The following is an 18,168-nucleotide window of genomic DNA, read 5'->3' on the forward strand; positions in this document are numbered from 1 at the left end:
AGCTGGCCTACTTGCTGGTGAAGAGAAAGCTGCCGTCCCATTCCGCCAGCGGTGGGTGGTCCAGGTAGCGGCGGCAGCGGCTCAGCAGCACCCGCGACGGCGGGTCGTCGGGGTGGCGTTCCAGCAGGGCCATCGCCGTGCCGAAGTCGCGCTGCTGGTAGTGGGCAAACGCGGTCTCGTAGTCGGCCACCACCGCCAGCGGCTCCGGCGCCACCGCGCCCTGGCGACCCAGCAGCTCGTACACCCGGATCGGCCGGCTCTTGCCATACGCCACCAGCTGGTCCACCAGGCGGGTCACGAACTGCGCCCGCACTCGCTGCTGCGTGTGTTCGGACAGCAGGATCGAGGTGCCATAGAACTTGTTGGTCGCTTCCAGCCGGCTGACCAGGTTCACCTCGTCGCCGATCACGGTGTAGCTCATGCGGTCGTTGGAGCCGATGTTGCCGACGATGGCCTCTCCGGTGTTGATCCCGATCCGCGTCCTGAACGCCACGCGGCGGCCCTGCGCCTCCCAGGCGAGATTGAGCTGGGCAACAGCCTCCTGCACCGCCAGGGCCGCGTCGCAGGCGCGTTGCGGATGGTCGGCCGCGGGTTCGGGCGCGTTCCAGAAGGCCAGCACCGCGTCACCGATGTACTGGTCGACGGTGGCACCGGCACTCAGCAGGCGGCCGGAGACCGCGGTCAGGTACTCGCCGAGGTGGTGCACCAGCTCGTCCGGCGCAAGCCGCTCGCTGAGCGTTGTGAAGCCCTCGACGTCGGACATGAAGAAGGTCATCTCCTGCTGCGTGCCGCCCAGCTCGGCATCCACCCCCCGCGCGACGAGCCGCCGCACGAGCTCGGCCGGCACGTATTTCTGGAACGACCGCAGGCCGGAACGCATGCTCTCCAGTTGCTCCACCATGCGGTTGATCTCGATCACCCGTGAGTGGATGGGTGGCGTGCTTTCCAGGTCGAACTGGCGCACCTTGCGCATGTCACCCTCGAGCCGCGACAGCGGGCGTCGGATGCGGTGGGCCATCCAGTAGGCCAGCGGCATCATCAGCAGCGCGAGCAGGGCGCAGGCGCCCCAGAGGGTGTACTGGTATTGCCGCTCCTGCTGGAGGATGCGGTCCGCCGACATGTCCAGCACGAGCACCGCGTCAAGGCGACCGTCGGGCAGGTACAGCGGCGCGTAGGCCGACATCCAGGTGCCCCAATCATCGGTGTAGAAGCGCTGCGTGACAAAGGCCTTGGCGGTGCCCCGGGGCGCCGACAAGGCGACCCGCAGTTCAGGGCTCACGTCGGCGTAGACGTCGCCGAGTGCGCTGAAATCTTCCGGTTTCTCCTCGGCGTCCACCACGAAGACCACCTGGCCGTCCTGTCGCAGGCGGGTGGTGTAGATGAAGCGGATGTGGGTGCCGTGGTCCCTGATTTCCCGCAGGTGGTCGCGCAGGGCACGGTAGTCCGGGCTGTCCTGGTCCTTCGGTGTCTGCAGGCGGTGGTGGGCCTGCACATTGATCTGCGTGGCGGCGACGGCCACCAGGTCCGACATGCGTAGGCGGAATTCGTCGCGCATGAAGTCGCCCACCAGGGTGGCGGTGGCCAGCCCGATGACCAGGCTGACCAGCAGCGTGATGCCGGTGAACGCCGCCACGAGCGTGAACCGCAGGGTGAAGGTGCCCAAGCTCCGAGGCGCCGCGGGGAGAGAGGGAGGGGGCGACATGGAGGGCCAGTGTACAAAACCACCCCCATAATCTCGTCCATGTTCTTCAACCTTCCCACCCTGCTGACCTGGGCGCGCATCGTCGCCATTCCCCTGATCATCGGCGTGTTCTACCTGGAAGGTGTGAGCCCGGCGCAGCAGAACCTGATCGCCACGGTGATGTTCATCGTGTTCGCCGCCACCGACTGGGCCGACGGCTATCTGGCCCGCAAGCTCAACCAGACCTCTGCCTTCGGTGCCTTCCTTGATCCGGTGGCCGACAAGTTCCTGGTCTGTGCCTGCCTGCTGGTGCTGGTGCACCTGGAACGGGCCGATGTGTTCGTGGCGCTGATCATCATCGGCCGCGAAATCGCCATCTCGTCGCTGCGCGAATGGATGGCCATCATCGGTGCCACCAAGAGCGTGGCGGTGCACATGATCGGCAAGGTCAAGACCACGGTGCAGATGATCGCAATTCCGTTTCTGCTGTACCACGGTACGCTGTTCGGCGTGATCGACACCCATGTCTGGGGCACCTGGCTGATCTGGATTTCCGCGGTGCTGACCGTGTGGTCCATGGTGTATTACCTGCAGAAGGCGCTGCCCGAGATACGCGCCCGCTCGCGCTGATGGGCACCAGCGACAACGCGTGGCTCAGGGCCATGCCCTGGGTGTTCGTGCTGATCTGGAGCACCGGTTTCATCGTCGCGCGCTACGGCATGCCGCATGCACCGCCGATGTCCTTTCTGGCGGTGCGCTATGCGCTGTCCATCCTCTGTTTCCTGCCCTGGATCGTGCTGGCCGGGGTGAAGTGGCCGTCCGACCGCCGGCAGGCCCTCCACCTGGCCGTCACCGGCGTGCTCATGCATGCGGGCTACCTGGGCGGCGTCTGGGCCGCGGTCAAGGCCGGCATGGGCTCCGGCCTGTCCTCGCTGATCGTCGGCATCCAGCCGGTGCTCACCGCGATCTGGCTCACGAGCGTGGGCGGGCACCATGTGTCGCGCCGCCAGTGGCTGGGCCTGCTGCTGGGTTTTGCCGGCCTGGTGCTGGTGGTCTCCCGCAAGTTCGGCGCCGGTGGGCCGGGCGATTCGGCCAACTGGCTGAACCTGTCGTTTGCGGTGATGGCCCTGTTCGCGATCACCGCCGGCACGCTGTATCAGAAGCGCTTCGTCCAGCCTTGTGACGTGCGCACCGCGAACACCGTCCAGCTGGCGGCGGCGCTGGTGGTGACGCTGCCGCTGGCGCTGCTGGAGGCCGAAACCATGCACTGGAACGCCGAACTGGTGGGTGCCATGGCGTGGTCCGTGCTCGGGCTGACGCTGGGGGGCAGTTCGCTGCTGTACATGCTGATCCAGCGAGGTGCGGCGGCCTCGGTGACCAGCCTGATGTACCTGGTGCCACCCTGCACCGCGCTGATCGCCTGGGTGCTGTTCGCCGAACCGATTACGGCGACCACGATCGCCGGCACCGCGCTCACCGCTTTCGGCGTGAGCCTGGTGGTGCGTCCTTCGCGCTGACCGGGCTGGCGGCCTGCTGGCGCCAGGGCTCGTCCCGGAAGCGCTCGGCCAGGAAGTCCACCAGCAGCCGGATGCGGCGCGGCACCTGCGCCCGGTAGGGTGCGATCCAGTGAACGTCCGCGTCGGGCATGCTCCATTCGTTCAGCACACGCACCAGATCGCCGCGCTCCAGCAGCGGCGCCACGTCCCACAGGCTGCGCAGCATGATGCCGTGGCCCGCCAGGCACCAGTCGCGCACCAGCTCGCCCGAGTTGCTCGACAGCGGACCCCGCACCGGCGTATGGACCCACTGGCGTTCGCCGATTCGCTGAAGGCGCCAGTGGTCGAAGCGCAGGTCGGGGCTGCCACCGTTCTCGCACACCACCAGGCAGTCGTGCTGTGACAGCTCGTCCAGCGAACGGGGTTCTCCGCGCCGGCGCAGGTAGGCTGGCGCGGCGACCAGCACACGCTGGTTGGTGGCGAGCCGCCGTGCAACCCACTCGCCCGCGCGCTGTGCCGGCGCGCTCCAAAGCCAGATTGCCCCGTCCAGCCCGTCCAACGTGAGGTCGGGCAGTTGTTCCGTCAACTGCACCTGCACGCTCACCTTGGGATGGAGGGACTGGAACGATGCCAGTGCCGGCCCCAGCCAGGTGCGGCCAAAGCCGAAGGTGGCCGCCAGCCGGACCGGCCCGGACGGCTCGGCTTGGCGCTCGCGCAGTTCCGCTTCGGCCGATTCAAAGGCGCGCAGCAGTTCCTGCGCGCGTTCGCACAGCGTGTCGCCGTCGGCGGTCGGGCTCACGCGGCGGGTCGTGCGCTGGAACAGCCGTGTGCCCAGCCGGACCTCCAGTGCCGCGAGTCGTTTGGTCACCACGGAGGGCGCCACCTTCAGCGCCCGAGCGGCGGTGACAAGGCTGCCGTGGCGCCGGACGGCCAGCACCAGTTCCAGATCAGGACGGTCCAATTCTTTCTTTCATGGAAATAATGAATGAATGAATTATTGTCATAAACAGCCGTAAGCTCGACACCACATTGCCACCACAGGAGCTTTCCATGTCATCAGTCCATCGCATCGCTGTCATCGCCGGAGACGGCATCGGTACCGAAGTCATGCCCGAGGGGTTGCGCGTCCTCGAAGCGGCGGCAACGAAGTTCGGCATCGGCCTGCAGTTCGACCACTTCGACTTCTCCAGCTGCGACTACTACGAGCGCCACGGCAAGATGCTGCCGGACGACTGGAAGGAGCAGATCGGCGGACACGATGCGATCTACTTCGGTGCGGTGGGCTGGCCCGACAAGGTGCCCGACCACATTTCGCTCTGGGGGTCGCTGCTGATGTTCCGCCGCGAGTTCGACCAGTACGTCAATGTGCGGCCGGCCCGGTTGATGCCCGGCGTGCGGGCACCGGTGGTGCGGCGCGATGGCAGCCCGCGCGAACCGGGCGAGATCGACATGGTGATCGTGCGCGAGAACACCGAGGGCGAGTACAGCAGCATCGGTGGCCGCATGTACGCCGGCACCGAGCGCGAGATCGTGGTGCAGGAGACGGTGATGTCCCGCGTCGGTGTGGACCGCGTGCTGCGTTATGCCTTCGAGGTTGCGCGCTCCCGCCCGAAGAAGCACCTGACCAGTGCCACCAAGTCCAACGGCATCGCCATCACCATGCCCTACTGGGACGAGCGCGTGGAAGCGATGGCCAAGGAGTATCCGGATGTGAAGGTCGACAAGTTCCACATCGACATCCTCACCGCGCACTTCGTGCAGCGACCCGACTTCTTCGACGTGGTGGTGGGCAGCAACCTGTTCGGCGACATCCTCTCCGATCTGGGGCCGGCCTGCACCGGCACCATCGGCATCGCGCCGAGCGCCAACCTCAACCCCACGCGCCAGCATCCCTCTCTGTTCGAGCCCGTTCATGGTTCGGCGCCGGACATCGCGGGGCAGGGCATTGCCAACCCGATCGGGCAGATCTGGTGCGGGGCGATGATGCTGGATTTCCTGGGGCATCGCGAGGCCCATGACGCCATCATGCGGGCGATCGAAGCCTGTCTGGCCCCCGGCAGCGATGCGCCGCGCACCCGCGACCTTGGGGGGCAGGCCAGCACCAGCGATCTCGGCAAGGCGATCGCGGCCAGCGTGCAGGCGGGGTGATCCGGCACGCGGCGCGCGGCATGGTGTTCGTCGCGCGAGTGTCGCTGGGAGCCCATGCAAACCGCATAGAATCTCGCGGTTCTGGCGTTCGTCGGGGGTTTCGATGGCCTCTGTATTGACAGTGCAGCAGGCCCGTGGGTCTAATGAAGACGCGCGTGGGCGGTGGCTTTCCCGCACCGGTGCGACCTGTGACCCAACCAGAAACTGCAGGCAGTGGCGGCCGGTGTTTAACCATCACGCACTCGCCTGATGAGACGAACTTTTATTTCTTATAGAGGGGCTATTTGTGAACAAAACAGAACTCGTCGAGCACATCGCCAAGCACGCCGACATCTCCAAGGCTGCGGCCACCCGCGCACTGGACTCCACCATCACCGCCATCCGCACCACCCTGAAGAAGGGTGGCACGGTGTCCCTGGTGGGTTTCGGTTCGTTCGCCGTGACCAAACGTCCCGCTCGCAAGGGTCGCAATCCCCGCACCGGCGCTGAGATTAAAATCAAGGCCGCCAAGGTTCCGAAGTTCCGTCCGGGCAAGGCCCTCAAGGATGCTCTGAACTGAGCAAACCCAGGTACCCGGTGGGGTGCTTAGCTCAGTCGGTAGAGCGGCGCCCTTACAAGGCGTAGGTCGGCGGTTCGACCCCGTCAGCACCCACCACCATCAAGAAGGCGAACTCGGGTTCGCCTTTTTTGTTGTCGACATTCCGATGTCGGCGTTTGTTTGAAGTAGCAGGATTCCAGGCATGTTCGACTCCATCCGCAATCACAAGAAGTACCTCATGGGCTTCCTGCTGATACTGATCATTCCGTCTTTCGTGCTGTTCGGTGTCCAGGGCTTCACCGACTTCAACCAGCGCGGTGAAGCCGTGGCGACGGTGGACGGTCACGACATCCGCAAGAGCGAATGGGACGAGGCGCACCGCAACGAGGCGCAGCGCCTGCGGGAGCAGATGCCCAACCTCGATGCCAAACTGCTCGACAGCGACGCCGCGCGCTACGCGACGCTGGAACGGCTGGTGCGCGACCGCGTGCTGGCCGCCGCCGTGCAGAAGGACCACCTCTATACCAGCGACCAGCGCCTGGCGCGCGCGCTGCAGGAAGACCCCGGCATCGCCGCGCTGCGCAAGCCCGACGGCTCACTGGATGTCGAACGCTATGCGCAGATGGTGGCGCGTCAGGGATTGACGCCCGAGGGCTTCGAAGCCCGCATCCGCTCCGACCTGTCCATGCGCCAAGTGCTCGGTGGTGTGCAAGGCACCGGGTTCGCGCCATCGGCCGTGGCCCAGGTGTCGCTCAACGCATTTTTCGAACGCCGTGAAGTGCGCGTGCTGACGCTGGCCGCCAAGGACTTTGCGGCCAAAGTGGCGCCGACCGATGCCGAGATCGAGCAGTTCTACAAGGACAACCAGGCCCTGTTCCAGGCGCCCGAACAGATCGACGTCGAATACCTCGTGCTCGATGCCGCGGAGATCGCCAAGGGCCTGACGCTCAACGAAGAGGACCTGCGTGCCTACTACAAGGAGAACGTCGCCAAGCTCTCCGGTGACGAGGAGCGGCGTGCCAGCCACATCCTGCTCAATGCCGCGGCCGGCGCGCCCGCCGAGGAGCGCGAAAAGGTCAAGGCCAAGGCGCAGGCCCTGCTGGCTCAGGTGCGCAAGGCGCCCGAAACCTTCGCCGCCGTGGCCAAGGCCAACTCGCAGGACGCCGGGTCTGCCGCCAAGGGTGGCGACCTGGAGTTCTTCGGACGTGGTGCGATGGTCAAGCCGTTCGAAGACGTGGTCTTTTCGCTCAAGAAGGGTGAGATTTCTGATCTGGTGGAAACCGAGTTCGGTTACCACATCATCCAGCTCACCGACATCAAGGCTCCCAAACAGAAGACGTTCGAGGAAATGCGTCCGCAGATCGAGGCCGATCTGAAGAAGCAGCAGGCGCAGAAGCGCTTCGCAGAGAGCGCGGACGGTTTCGGCAATACGGTCTACGAGCAGGCGGAAAGCCTCAAGCCCGCGGCAGACCAGTTCAAGCTCGAGATCAAGACCGCGAAGGGCCTGACACGCCAGCCGGTACCGGGCTCCGGTGTGCTGGCCAACGAGCGCCTTCTCTCCGCCCTGTTCGCGCCCGACTCCGTCCAGAACAAGCGCAACACCGAGGCGATCGAAACGGCCTCGGGCCAGTTGACGGCGGCGCGCGTCGTGAACCACGCGCCAGCCCGCACGCTGCCGCTGGCCGAAGTCCGCGACAGTGTGCGCGCTCGCCTGATCGCCCAGCGGTCCGCCCAGATGGCCAAGGAAGAGGGTGCCCGCAAGCTGGAGGCACTCAAGTCGGGCAGCGACACCACTGCGCTGCCTGCATCTGTGGTCGTTTCTCGCGACAACCCGCAAGGTGTGTCCGGACAGGTCCTGAGGGCGGCGCTCAGCACCGATCCCAAACAGTTGCCGTCCTGGGCCGGAGTGGACCTGGGCGAGCAGGGCTATGCAATCGTGAAGGTGGAGAAGGTGCTGCCGCGCGCCACGCCCTCGGCCCAGAACCAGGAAGTGCAGCAATATGCCCAGTGGTGGAACGCCGCCGAGGCGCAGGCGCACTACGAGCTGCTCAAGCAACGGTTCAAGGTCAAGATCCTGGTGCCAGAGCCAAAGCAGTAAAGGTTCACGCTATAATGGCAGGCTTGCGGTGGCTGTAGCTCAGTTGGTAGAGTCCAGGATTGTGATTCCTGTCGTCGTGGGTTCGAGTCCCATCAGCCACCCCAGAAATATATGAACAAAGCCCGGTGTTTGCCGGGCTTTGTCGTTTCAGGCTCCTGGTGGAACCCGCTGGGTCAGTTCACCAGCACCAGCTTTCCTTTGACCGAACGCGAACCCATGATGGCGTAGGCCTTGGGCAGGTCCTTCATCGGCAGCGTCTGGTCGATCACCGGCTTGATCTGTTCCTTCATGTACATCGTGGCCAGCGTCTGCATCATCTGGGCGTTGGCCTTGGGTTCGCGCTTGGCAAAGTCGCCCCAGAACACGCCCACAATGCTCGCGCCCTTGAGCAGCGACAGGTTCAGCGGCAGGCTGGGGATCGGGCCGCTGGCAAAGCCCACCACAAGATAGCGGCCGCGCCAGGCGATGGAGCGGAAGGCCGGCTCGGCGAAGTCGCCGCCGACGGGGTCGTAGATCACATCGGGCCCTTTGCCTCCGGTCAGCCGCTTGATTTCGTCGCGCAGCGTGGTCTGCGGTGTGTGCACGCTGTAGTTGATGGTTTCGTCGGCCCCCAGCTGCCTGCACAGGGCGCACTTGTCGTCGCTCGACGCGGCGGCGATCACCCGTGCCCCGGCGGCTTTGGCGAGCTGGATTGCGGCCGTGCCGACGCCTCCCGCGGCACCCAGCACCAGCACCGTTTCTCCGGCCTTGAGCTGGGCGCGATCCACCAGCGCATGCTGCGAGGTGGCGTAGATCATGATGAAGGCGGCGGCATCCACCGGCGGGAAGCCTGGTGGCAGAGGCATGCACAGTGCTGCGGGCGCGAGCGTGTGGGTGCCGAAACCGCCGGTGCCGCTCAGGCAGGCGACGCTCTGGCCCACCTGCAGATGCGTCACGCCTTCACCCACCGCGCGAACCACTCCGGCGTACTCCGAGCCAGGCACGAAGGGCAGCGGTGGCTTCATCTGGTACTTGTTCTGGACGATCAGCAGATCGGGAAAGTTCAGGCTCGCTGCCTGGATCTCGATCAGCACCTCGCCCGCTCCGGGTTCGGGGGTGGGCAGTTCTTTCCAGGTCAGGGCGTCCACGCCCACGGGGTTTTCGCAAAGCCAGGCTTGCATCGGTCGTCTCCGGAGTTGTCAGGGTCGATGCATGATAGGCAGGGCCACGCACGATGGGCGTCACCTGTGCGGCCCCATGTCCCGGGCGTGACCCGGGGCGGGCCGCCTAAAATCCTGCCAATGAAAATTCTCATCTCCAACGACGATGGTTACCAGGCGCCCGGCATCGTGGCCCTGTACGAGGCGCTCAAGGGCCTGGCCGACGTGGAGGTGGTGGCGCCGGAGCACAACAACAGTGCCAAGTCCAACGCGCTGACCCTGCACTCGCCGCTGTACGTGCACCGCGCGTCCAACGGTTTCCGCTATGTGAACGGCACCCCTGCCGACTGTGTGCACATCGCGCTGACCGGGCTGCTGGGCTACCGGCCCGATCTGGTGGTGTCCGGCATCAACAACGGCGCCAACATGGGGGACGACACCATTTACTCTGGCACCGTCGGAGCGGCCATGGAGGGCTACCTGTTCGGCATCCCTGCCATCGCGTTCTCCCAGACGGAGCGCGGCTGGGCACATCTGGACGTGGCTGGACAGAAGGCCGCCGAGCTGGTCAGACACCTGCTGCCGACGCTGCCGTCCGGTGGCGACGCGGGTCGGCGACAGGCTCCGTGGCTGCTGAATGTCAACATTCCTTGCCGCCCGGCCGAGCAGATCCGGGGCTTCAAGGTCGCCCGCCTCGGGCGCCGCCACGCGGCCGAGCAGGTGATCACGCAGACCAACCCCCGCGGTGAAACCATGTATTGGATCGGCAGCGCCGGTCCGGCCAAGGACGATGCCGAAGGCACCGACTTTCACGCCACGGCGCAGGGCTTCGCCAGCATCACGCCGCTGCAGGTGGACCTGACCGACCACGAGCGCCTCTCTTATTGGGTTCCGACGGCGGCCGCCTTGGGCGCTGGGACGCCATGAAACGGACAGTTCCAACTTCGCCGGCCACGAGCGCTTCCACTGTCCCCGCCTCCGGAAGGCCCCGGCCGGCATTTCCCGCTCGCCTGGACACAGGGCCGGTGGTATCGGTCAACAGGCCGGGCGTCCCGTCGGCGGTGCAGGGCCGCAGCCCGGCGCCCATGGCGGCGACCACGGCCCCCCGCGGTGTCGGCATGGATTCGTTGGCAGTTCGTCAGGCCATGGTGCGCAAGCTGCAGGCCCAGGGCATTTCCCACCCAGGCGTGCTGGGGGCCATGCAGGTCGTGGAGCGGCACCGCTTCGTGGACACCGCGCTGGCCAACCAGGCATATGAAGACACCAGCCTGCCGATCGGCCTGGGGCAGACCATCTCCAAGCCCAGTGTGGTGGCGCGCATGCTGGAGTTGCTGTGCCAGGGCAGGGAGGGCCGCATTGGCCGGGTGCTGGACATCGGAACCGGGTGTGGCTACCAGGCTGCGGTGCTGAGCCATCTGGTGCAGGAGGTCTACAGCATCGAGCGGCTGCGGGCGCTGCACGAGAAGGCGCGCGACAACCTGCGGGCCTTCCGGCTGGCCAATGTCCACCTCCTGTTTGGCGATGGCATGGCGGGCTATGCGCAAGGCGCGCCATACGCCGGCATTGTGGCCGCCGCAGGTGGGAACGATGTGCCGCAGGCCTGGATCGAACAGCTCGCGGTGGGGGGGCGCCTGGTGGCTCCGGCGGTGACCGACTCGGGCCAGCAGCACCTGATCGTCATTGAGCGCCATGCTCACGGATTCACACGTTCTGTATTGGAACCGGTGCTCTTCGTGCCCCTAAAATCAGGCGTTTCGTGAAACCTTTCGGCCGACACGTGGCTGGCGAGTGTTTCGTAGAGGCAGTGCCCGGGTGGAAACGGGCCTGACATCAGGCAGGAAACAGGAATGAACAAGCGGGATTTCGATAGACAGCCAGTGCGCACGCAGCGCATCTCGTGGCGCGGTGTGGCCCTGTGGACCCTGATGGGGGGACTGGTGCTGACGGCCGGATGCTCCACGCGGCGACTGAGCCAGCCCGCACCGGTCGAGGACCGTTCCGGCGCGGCGCGGCCGTCCGAAGGCAAGCCCTTGCCAGGTGCGGAGAACGCGGGCAAACCGGGTTACTACACCGTGCGCCCCGGCGACACCCTGTACCGGATTGCACTGGAGGCCGGCCAGGCACCGCGCGACGTGCAGGCATGGAACAACCTGACCAACCCCAACCTGATCGAAGTCGGTCAGGTGCTGCGGGTGGCCCCGCCCGTATCGGGCACCGCCCCCACAGCGACGGGTGTGACCGCTGCGCCGGTGGCCACGCCGGGCGTGGTGGCACGGCCCCTGAACACGCCCCCTGCATCGGGCGCGCCGGGTGCAACACCCACGGCGCCGACCGCTGCCACACCCGCGCCGGCCACCGAGCCCGTTTCTGCCGGTGCCGACGACGTTGCATTTGTGTGGCCTGCCCAGGGCGCAGTGGTCGCTTCTTTCGATGAGGGCAAGAACAAGGGCGTGTCCATCAGCGGTCGTCTGGGCGATCCGGTGCTCGCTGCCGCCGACGGGCGCGTGGTGTATGCCGGCGCCGGTTTGCGCGGCTATGGCAACCTGATCATCCTCAAGCACAACAACACCTTCCTCACGGCCTACGCCCACAACCAGGCCCTGCTGGTGCGCGAGGACCAGACCGTGAAGCAGGGACAGCGCATCGCCGAGATGGGCAGCAGCGACGCCGACCGCGTCAAGCTGCACTTCGAGGTGCGCCGCAACGGCAAGCCGGTCGATCCGGTGGCCTACCTGCCCAAGCGCTGAGCTGGCCGGTGCATGGCCTGGCCGGTTCTCGTTTTTGACATCGAGTCGATTCCGGATGTCGACGGGTTGCGCGCGTTGCGGGGTGCGCCCGCCGATGCCGCCGATGCCCAGGTCTACGAGGCCTGGCTGAACGAGCGCAAGGACAAGGGCCAGAGCGATTTCGCACCGCTGCACCTGCAGCGCGTGCTGGTCATCAGCGTGGTGTTCCGCAACGCCGAAGGCCTGCGCGTGCACTCCTTCGTCGACCGCGACGGCCAGAGCGAAGGCCGGGTCATCCAGACCTTCTTCAACAGCATCGAAAAGCACCAGCCGCAGCTGGTGAGCTGGAACGGCGGCGGCTTCGACCTGCCCGTGCTGCACTACCGCGGACTGCGCCACGGCGTCGAGGCCAGCAAGTACTGGGATATGGGCGAGGACGACCGCGAGTACAAGTGGAACAACTACATCAGCCGATACCACATGCGCCATCTGGACCTGATGGACCTGCTGGCGATGTACAGCCCCAAGAACAACGCGCCTCTGGACGCGCTGGCCAAGCTGTGCGGCTTTCCCGGCAAGCTGGGCATGGATGGTTCGCAGGTCTATCCGCAGTACCTGGAAGGCCGGCTGGAGGACATCCGCCGCTACTGCGAAACGGACGTGATGAACACCTATCTGGTGTACTGCCGTTTCCAGAAGATGCGTGGCGGCCTCACGGAGGCCGAGTACGAACAGGAAATCGCGTTCGTGAAAGAGACGCTGGGGCGGCTGGCGCCCGCTGAGAGCCACTGGCAGGAATACCTCGCCGCCTGGGCCTGAGACAATCGGGGCATGAGCCAAGACAGCCCCACACAACAAGATCCCCACACCCCCATGTCGCCCTCCGCCGGTCTGCCCGAAGGCCAGCTGTTTGTCGAGTCGCTCGACATCGAGGCGCAGGGCATCGCCCACCGGCCCGACGGCAAGGTCGTGTTCATCGACGGCGCGTTGCCGTTCGAGATCGTCAGCGCCAAGGTCCATCGCAAGAAGAACAACTGGGAAGCGGCGACGCTGACCGAGATCCACCGCGAGTCGCCCCAGCGCGTCACGCCCGGCTGTCCGCATTTCGGTCTGCACGAAGGCGCGTGCGGTGGCTGCAAGATGCAGCACCTGCATGCCAGCTCGCAGGTGGCCATCAAGCAGCGCGTGCTGGAGGACAACCTCTGGCATCTGGCCAAGGTCAAGGCCGAGACGTTGCTGCGCCCGATCGAAGGGCCGGCCTGGGGCTACCGCTACCGCGCGCGCCTGTCGGTGCGCTTCGTGCACAAGAAGGGGGTGGTGCTGATCGGTTTCCACGAGCGCAAGAGCCGCTACGTGGCCGACATGCAGGTCTGCCGTGTGCTGCCTCCCCACGTGAGCAACCTGCTCATGCCCTTGCGCGAGCTGATCTACGGCATGGACGCGCGCGAGACCTGCCCGCAGATCGAACTGGCCTGCGGCGATGACATGACCGCCCTGGTGCTCCGGCATCTGGAGCCCCTGAGCGACGACGATCTGGCCCGGCTGCGCGCCTTTGGTCAGCAGAACGGCGTGCAATGGTGGTTGCAGCCCAAGGGCCCCGACACGGTCCGGCTGCTGGACGAGGGCGGACCGCAGCTGAGCTACCGCCTGCCCGAGTTCGGCATCACCATGCCGTTCAAACCGACCGACTTCACGCAGGTCAATCCGCACATCAACCGGGTGCTGGTGGCGCGTGCGCTGCGCCTGCTGGATGCGCAGAAGAGCGAACGCGTGATCGACTGGTTCTGCGGTCTGGGCAACTTCACCCTGCCGATTGCCACGGGCGCCGGCGAGGTGCTGGGCATCGAGGGCAGCGAGGCACTGGTGGCGCGCTCGCGCGAGAACCTCGCGTTCAACCAGCAGGGGCGTCCGTCACCGCTGGCGCCCACGACCTTCGTGGCGCGCAACCTGTTCGAGATGACGCCCGAGATGCTGGTGGCCGATGGGGTGGCGGACAAGTGGCTGGTCGACCCGCCGCGGGAGGGCGCGTTTGCGCTGACCAAGGCGCTGGCCGACCTGCACCAGCAGCCGGAGCTGCGCGCTGGCTGGACACCGCCCCGGCGCATCGTCTACGTGAGCTGCAACCCGGCCACGCTGGCGCGCGACGCCGGCCTGCTGGTGCACCAGGCGGGCTACCGCTGCACGGCGGCGGGGGTGGTCAACATGTTCCCGCACACAGCACACGTCGAAAGCATGGCGGTGTTCGAGCTGCCCTGAGGCTCAGCCGGTCTCGGTGTGGGCCCAGGGCGTCAGGATCTTTGGGTTTTGGCGTCGCCGGACGACCTGGTGGCCGGGGTCTTGTCGGCCGCCTTCTTCCCGGCGGATGGCTTCGCATCACCCGAAGCGTGTTCGTCCGGGGCCGCGGTGTCTTCGTGTTCGACGACCTCTTCGCCAGTGGGCGACTCGATGGCAGACGGCATGCCGACGATCTGGTTGTCGCGCATGTACTGGTCCATTTCCTTCCAGCCCGCAAACACGGCGGCCTTGCCGGCCTTGGGGTTGGTCTTGAAGCAGTCCTCGATGCTGCGGATCGCGTGTCGGCAGGCGCTGCCGATGGCGTGGGCCTCGGCCTGCTTGCGCTCGGCCACCTGGGTGGCGCTTTCGATGCCCAGTGCGTCGCAGCCGGCCAGCAGGGCGGTGCAGAGGCAGAGGGGCAGGGCAAGGTGTCGCATGGTGCTTGAACGGGGTTTGTCTTCGTTTTCGGCCGGGCGGACGGGAACTTGAGCGCGCGCAGGCATGAAAAAAGGGGACCCGGAGGTCCCCTTGAGTCGAATGTGCAGTCCGACGGATCAGTCGTCACCGCCCATGATGCCGAACAGCGCCAGCAGGTTCTGGAACACCGCGAAGATGTCGATGAACAGCTGGGTGGCGGCCACGATGTAGTTGGTCTCGCCACCGTCGACGATGTTCTTCACGTCGTAGAGCATGTACAGGCTGAAGACCAGCGTGCTCAGGGCGGTCAGGGCCAGCATCATGGCCGAGCTGCCGATGAAGATGTTGACCACGGCCGCGATCAGGATGGCGATCATGCCGGCGAACAGCCAGCGGCCCATGCCGCTGAGGTCGCGCTTGATCACGGTGGCCAGCGTGGCCATGGTGAAGAACACGCCGGCCGTGCTGGCGAAGGCGGCCATCACCAGCGTGGTGCCGTTGCCCATGCCCAGCACCATGCCCAGCAAGCGCGAGAGCATCAGGCCCATGAAGAAGGTGAAGGCCATCAGGATGGCCACACCCGCGCCGGAGTTGCGGAAACGGTAGATCGCGAACTGGAAGGCCATCATGCCGCCGATGAACAGCACCATGCCGACGATGCCGCCGAGGTTGCGGGTGATGCCGGTGCTCACGCCGATCCAGGCGCCCAGCACGGTCGGAAGCAGGCACAGGGCCAGCAACCAGTAGGTGTTGCGCAGCACCTTGTTGCGTTCGGCGCTGAGGGCGCCGGCAGTGCCTTGGTATTGGGTGAAGTCGGTCATGGTCTCTCCTGGTGGTTGGCGGAACGCCGCTTGCGGCGAATTGTAGGGCGGCGCTCGTTGGTGTGTGGAATGTGCTGCCAGGCCACCGCGTGGTGAGAACAGTTTTGATCGCCAGTTCTGCAATGAACGCGTTATCGTTCGCCCTTCATTCCATTTTCCGCAGGATTGCCTTCATGAAAACCAAAGCCGTGCTCGAACTCGCCGATGTCAAGGCCATTGCCGCCGCTGCCGAAGCCGAAGCCATGAAAAACCAGTGGGCCGTCACCATCGCCATCGTCGACGACGGCGGTCATCTGCTCTGGCTGCAGCGCCTGGACGGCGCGCCGGCGATGTCCTCACACATCGCGCCGGCCAAGGCCCACACGGCTGCGCTCAGCCGCAAGGAGAGCAAGGTCTATGAGGACGTCATCAACCAGGGCCGCACCTCGTTCCTGAGCGCGCCGACGATTCAGGGCTTGCTCGAAGGTGGGGTGCCGGTGATCAAGGATGGCCAGTGCATCGGCGCGGTGGGCGTCAGCGGTGTGAAGTCCAGCGAGGACGCGCAGATCGCCAAGGCAGGTATCGCTGCAATCGGCCTGTGATCTGAAAAAACGCCTGGCTAACGGGGCCTTCGGCCCCCTGGCTGGCGAAAAACGACGCTCGGGGAATTGCTCATACCCCGGGTCGCCCCACGATTGAAGAAAGCGGTCTGGTCGGGTCGCTCACTTGGTCAGGATGAGCTTGCCCTGACGGGTGGTCTGCAGGCGGTAGACCGCGCCGTTGTGTTCGATGGCCACCTGCGACCGGCCCTGCAGCACCGTCTGACTGCTGAGCACCGGCGCGGCACCCGAGGCCGGAGCCGTTGCAGGGGCCGTGACCTGGCTGGTCGCCACGGGAGTGGAGGTGGTCGGACGGTTCATGGCTGTGCGGGCTCCGTGATGAAACCGATCTTGCGCACACCCGCGCGCTGGGCGCTGGCCATGGCCAGTGCCACGCGCTCGTAGCGCACGTCCTTGTCGCCGCGCATGTGCAGCTCGGGCTGCGGCTCCATGGCCGCGATCTGCGACAGGCGGGTGTTCAGCTCTGCGTCGGCGATGGGCGTTTCGTTCCAGTAGTAGGCGCCCGAGGCGTCGACCGACAGGCGCACGTTCTCCGGCTTGTCGACCAGCTTTTCATTGCTGGCGCGGGGCAGGTCGACCTTGACCGCGTGCTTGATGACCGGCACGGTGATGATGAAGATGATGAGCAGCACCAGCATGACGTCGATGAACGGGATCATGTTGATCTCCGCCATCATTTCGTCGCTGTCGTCCTGGGTTCCGATGGCCATGGGGACTCCTTGATCAGGCCTTCTTCATCGGCAGCACCTTGGCGTCGGCGCCGGAGCTGACGCGGGCACCGGTGACGAAGTAGGCGTGCAGGTCGTGGGCGAAGCGGTTGAGCTTGTGCAGGATGGCCTTGTTGCCGCGCACCAGGGCGTTGTAGCCCAGCACCGCGGGGATGGCGACCAGCAGGCCCAGGGCCGTCATGATCAGCGCCTCGCCGATCGGGCCGGCCACCTGGTCGATGCTGACCTGGCCCGCGGCGCCGATGCCCAGCAGGGCGTGGTAGATGCCCCAGACGGTACCGAACAGGCCCACGAAGGGTGCGGTGGAGGCGATGGAGGCCAGCACCGTCAGGCCGCTCTGTGCCTTGGCGACGTGGTCGTCCAGCGTGCGGCGCAGGCAGCGCTCGATCCAGTCGCTCACGTCCAGGCTGTCGTGCAGCTGCGGGACCTGGCGGCAGTCCTTGTGCAGGATGTGCCGCTGTGCCTCACGGCCTTCGACCGCCAGGGCGCGGAAGGGGTTGTTGTCGGCGGCACCGAGCTTGTCCAGCCCCTCGGCGAAATCGGCGCTGTGCCAGAAGCCTTCGCTGGCCTTGGCCTGCTGGCGCTGGGCGCGCTGGTCCAGCACCTTCCAGAGAATGATGATCCATGTGGCCAGCGACATGACCAGCAGCACCAGGGCGACGGTGCGGGTGACGGCGTCGCCTTGCGACCAGACGTGGGCCAGGCCCGAGCTTGCGAGAGGAGTGTCCATGAAAGATTCTGAGAAGGCGGAGGGTTGACGACGGTCAGTCTTCGAGACGGAAATCGATGGGAATCAGGTACGACATGGCTTCGGGAACGCCGGCCCGTTTGCCTGGCACATAGCGCCAACGCAGCACGGTCTGGACGGCGGTTTCGTCCAGGCGCGGAAAGCCGCTGGATTTCTGGACTTCGGCGCGGGTGGCGATGCCGTCGGTGCTGATGTGGACACGGACCACGACACGACCCTGCTCCCGCAGCCGCTTGGACATCTGCGGGTAGGGCGGTGGCGGGTTGTTCAGGTAACTGGCGTCGCTGGAGGGCAGTTCCACCTTGGGCGGGGCTGGCGGCGCGACGGGAGCGGCCGCTACCGGTTCGGTGACCGCCGGCTGGGGTTCGGGTGGCGCGCTGACCACGCCCGTGGGCGCTTCGGGCACTGGAGCCGGGTCGGGAACGGCCAGCGGCATCGGGGCCTGTTTCACCACGCGCTGCACCGGCGCCACCGGCTTCGGGGCCGGCTGTGGCTTGGGCGGGGTGGGCTCCGGCGCGACCAGGGGCTGGGGCGGCTCGATCAGCTCGGCCATCACCGTCACGGGCACCACCAGTTCCACGGCGCGGCGCAGCAGACCGGCCTGCAGGGCCCAGAGGCCCAGCACGTGAAAGCCGATGACGGCGGCCACGATGAACAGACGGCGGTCCATGGGAGCTGGGTTGGAACGTGCCTTGCGTGCTTTGCCGGCAGACGTTGCCGGAGGGACGGGAAGGCCAAGAGCGGCGGAACTCATA

General features: G+C 66.2%; 20 protein-coding genes and 2 tRNA genes. 13 read left to right on the forward strand and 9 right to left on the reverse strand.

The window, feature by feature from the left end:
- Window positions 1-7 precede the first annotated feature (7 nt).
- Window positions 8-1,663 carry an adenylate/guanylate cyclase domain-containing protein gene (locus BC358_RS12475; protein WP_179130071.1) on the reverse strand — a complete coding sequence of 552 codons (1,656 nt, stop codon included), beginning with the start codon at window positions 1,661-1,663 and terminating at the stop codon, window positions 8-10.
- Between the two features lie 78 nt (window positions 1,664-1,741).
- Between BC358_RS12475 and pgsA the strand changes: the two genes are divergently transcribed.
- The gene (gene pgsA, locus BC358_RS12480) at window positions 1,742-2,311 is read left to right on the forward strand and encodes a CDP-diacylglycerol--glycerol-3-phosphate 3-phosphatidyltransferase (RefSeq protein ID WP_079366074.1); all 570 of its coding nucleotides are present in this window, start codon (window positions 1,742-1,744) and stop codon (window positions 2,309-2,311) included.
- Window positions 2,311-3,198: a DMT family transporter gene (locus BC358_RS12485; protein WP_066158919.1), complete on the forward strand. Its 888-nt coding sequence runs from the start codon at window positions 2,311-2,313 to the stop codon at window positions 3,196-3,198. Before pgsA ends, BC358_RS12485 begins: the two co-directional genes overlap by 1 nt.
- On the opposite strand, the gene BC358_RS12490 is transcribed toward BC358_RS12485, so the two are convergent.
- Window positions 3,155-4,138, reverse strand: coding sequence for a LysR substrate-binding domain-containing protein (locus tag BC358_RS12490; RefSeq protein ID WP_079366075.1), 984 nt, complete (start codon window positions 4,136-4,138; stop codon window positions 3,155-3,157). The genes BC358_RS12485 and BC358_RS12490 overlap by 44 nt on opposite strands.
- 89 nt (window positions 4,139-4,227) lie before the next feature.
- Here BC358_RS12490 and BC358_RS12495 point away from each other — a divergent pair, with 89 nt between their 5' ends.
- The 5 genes from BC358_RS12495 (at window position 4,228) to BC358_RS12515 (ending at window position 8,065) form a co-directional block, all read left to right on the forward strand.
- Complete coding sequence (locus tag BC358_RS12495; RefSeq protein ID WP_079366076.1) at window positions 4,228-5,325, forward strand: tartrate dehydrogenase; 1,098 nt, start codon at window positions 4,228-4,230, stop codon at window positions 5,323-5,325.
- Between the two features lie 286 nt (window positions 5,326-5,611).
- The gene (locus tag BC358_RS12500; RefSeq protein ID WP_066158910.1) at window positions 5,612-5,884 is read left to right on the forward strand and encodes an HU family DNA-binding protein; all 273 of its coding nucleotides are present in this window, start codon (window positions 5,612-5,614) and stop codon (window positions 5,882-5,884) included.
- Window positions 5,885-5,904: 20 nt separating this feature from the next.
- Window positions 5,905-5,980: transfer RNA gene (locus BC358_RS12505), tRNA-Val, on the forward strand.
- 85 nt (window positions 5,981-6,065) lie between these two features.
- Window positions 6,066-7,961, forward strand: a complete 1,896-nt coding sequence (locus tag BC358_RS12510; RefSeq protein ID WP_079366077.1) for a SurA N-terminal domain-containing protein — start codon at window positions 6,066-6,068, stop codon at window positions 7,959-7,961.
- A gap of 28 nt (window positions 7,962-7,989) precedes the next feature.
- Window positions 7,990-8,065, forward strand: a tRNA-His gene (locus BC358_RS12515).
- A gap of 69 nt (window positions 8,066-8,134) precedes the next feature.
- On the opposite strand, the gene BC358_RS12520 is transcribed toward BC358_RS12515, so the two are convergent.
- Window positions 8,135-9,121, reverse strand: a complete 987-nt coding sequence (locus tag BC358_RS12520; RefSeq protein ID WP_079366078.1) for an NADPH:quinone oxidoreductase family protein — start codon at window positions 9,119-9,121, stop codon at window positions 8,135-8,137.
- 120 nt (window positions 9,122-9,241) lie between these two features.
- On the opposite strand from BC358_RS12520, the gene surE reads away from it, so the two are divergent.
- The 5 genes from surE to rlmD all read left to right on the forward strand — a co-directional run bounded on the left by surE (window position 9,242) and on the right by rlmD (window position 14,082).
- Entirely contained in the window at window positions 9,242-10,027 is a 786-nt protein-coding gene (gene surE, locus BC358_RS12525; RefSeq protein ID WP_066154658.1) for a 5'/3'-nucleotidase SurE, read from the forward strand.
- A 158-nt stretch (window positions 10,028-10,185) separates the two neighbouring features.
- The gene (locus BC358_RS12530; RefSeq protein WP_066154764.1) at window positions 10,186-10,860 is read left to right on the forward strand and encodes a protein-L-isoaspartate(D-aspartate) O-methyltransferase; all 675 of its coding nucleotides are present in this window, start codon (window positions 10,186-10,188) and stop codon (window positions 10,858-10,860) included.
- A gap of 87 nt (window positions 10,861-10,947) precedes the next feature.
- Entirely contained in the window at window positions 10,948-11,847 is a 900-nt protein-coding gene (locus BC358_RS12535) for a peptidoglycan DD-metalloendopeptidase family protein (protein ID WP_079366079.1), read from the forward strand.
- Window positions 11,848-11,859: 12 nt separating this feature from the next.
- Window positions 11,860-12,645, forward strand: coding sequence for a 3'-5' exonuclease (locus tag BC358_RS12540; protein ID WP_079366080.1), 786 nt, complete (start codon window positions 11,860-11,862; stop codon window positions 12,643-12,645).
- 12 nt (window positions 12,646-12,657) lie between these two features.
- The gene (gene rlmD / locus BC358_RS12545) at window positions 12,658-14,082 is read left to right on the forward strand and encodes a 23S rRNA (uracil(1939)-C(5))-methyltransferase RlmD (RefSeq protein ID WP_179130072.1); all 1,425 of its coding nucleotides are present in this window, start codon (window positions 12,658-12,660) and stop codon (window positions 14,080-14,082) included.
- Window positions 14,083-14,114: 32 nt separating this feature from the next.
- On the opposite strand, the gene BC358_RS12550 is transcribed toward rlmD, so the two are convergent.
- Both BC358_RS12550 and BC358_RS12555 read right to left on the reverse strand, forming a co-directional pair.
- Window positions 14,115-14,537, reverse strand: coding sequence for a hypothetical protein (locus BC358_RS12550; protein ID WP_174545241.1), 423 nt, complete (start codon window positions 14,535-14,537; stop codon window positions 14,115-14,117).
- A gap of 117 nt (window positions 14,538-14,654) precedes the next feature.
- On the reverse strand, window positions 14,655-15,338 hold the full coding sequence (locus BC358_RS12555; protein ID WP_079366082.1) for a Bax inhibitor-1 family protein: 684 nt from the start codon (window positions 15,336-15,338) through the stop codon (window positions 14,655-14,657).
- Window positions 15,339-15,511: 173 nt separating this feature from the next.
- On the opposite strand from BC358_RS12555, the gene BC358_RS12560 reads away from it, so the two are divergent.
- The gene (locus BC358_RS12560) at window positions 15,512-15,919 is read left to right on the forward strand and encodes a heme-binding protein (RefSeq protein WP_066154645.1); all 408 of its coding nucleotides are present in this window, start codon (window positions 15,512-15,514) and stop codon (window positions 15,917-15,919) included.
- 120 nt (window positions 15,920-16,039) lie between these two features.
- Here BC358_RS12560 and hemP read toward each other — a convergent pair whose 3' ends face one another.
- Genes hemP through BC358_RS12580 form a run of 4 tightly spaced genes read right to left on the reverse strand, consistent with a single transcriptional unit; the run spans window position 16,040 to window position 18,083 of the window.
- Window positions 16,040-16,237: a hemin uptake protein HemP gene (gene hemP / locus BC358_RS12565; RefSeq protein WP_079366083.1), complete on the reverse strand. Its 198-nt coding sequence runs from the start codon at window positions 16,235-16,237 to the stop codon at window positions 16,040-16,042.
- Window positions 16,234-16,647 carry a biopolymer transporter ExbD gene (locus tag BC358_RS12570; protein ID WP_066154639.1) on the reverse strand — a complete coding sequence of 138 codons (414 nt, stop codon included), beginning with the start codon at window positions 16,645-16,647 and terminating at the stop codon, window positions 16,234-16,236. The genes hemP and BC358_RS12570 overlap by 4 nt, the downstream gene beginning before the upstream one ends.
- 13 nt (window positions 16,648-16,660) lie before the next feature.
- Complete coding sequence (locus BC358_RS12575; RefSeq protein ID WP_079366084.1) at window positions 16,661-17,395, reverse strand: MotA/TolQ/ExbB proton channel family protein; 735 nt, start codon at window positions 17,393-17,395, stop codon at window positions 16,661-16,663.
- A gap of 34 nt (window positions 17,396-17,429) precedes the next feature.
- Window positions 17,430-18,083: an energy transducer TonB gene (locus BC358_RS12580; protein ID WP_079366085.1), complete on the reverse strand. Its 654-nt coding sequence runs from the start codon at window positions 18,081-18,083 to the stop codon at window positions 17,430-17,432.
- Window positions 18,084-18,168 lie beyond the last annotated feature (85 nt).

The organism is Hydrogenophaga sp. H7 (assembly GCF_002025745.1).
GTDB lineage: Bacteria > Pseudomonadota > Gammaproteobacteria > Burkholderiales > Burkholderiaceae_C > Hydrogenophaga > Hydrogenophaga pseudoflava.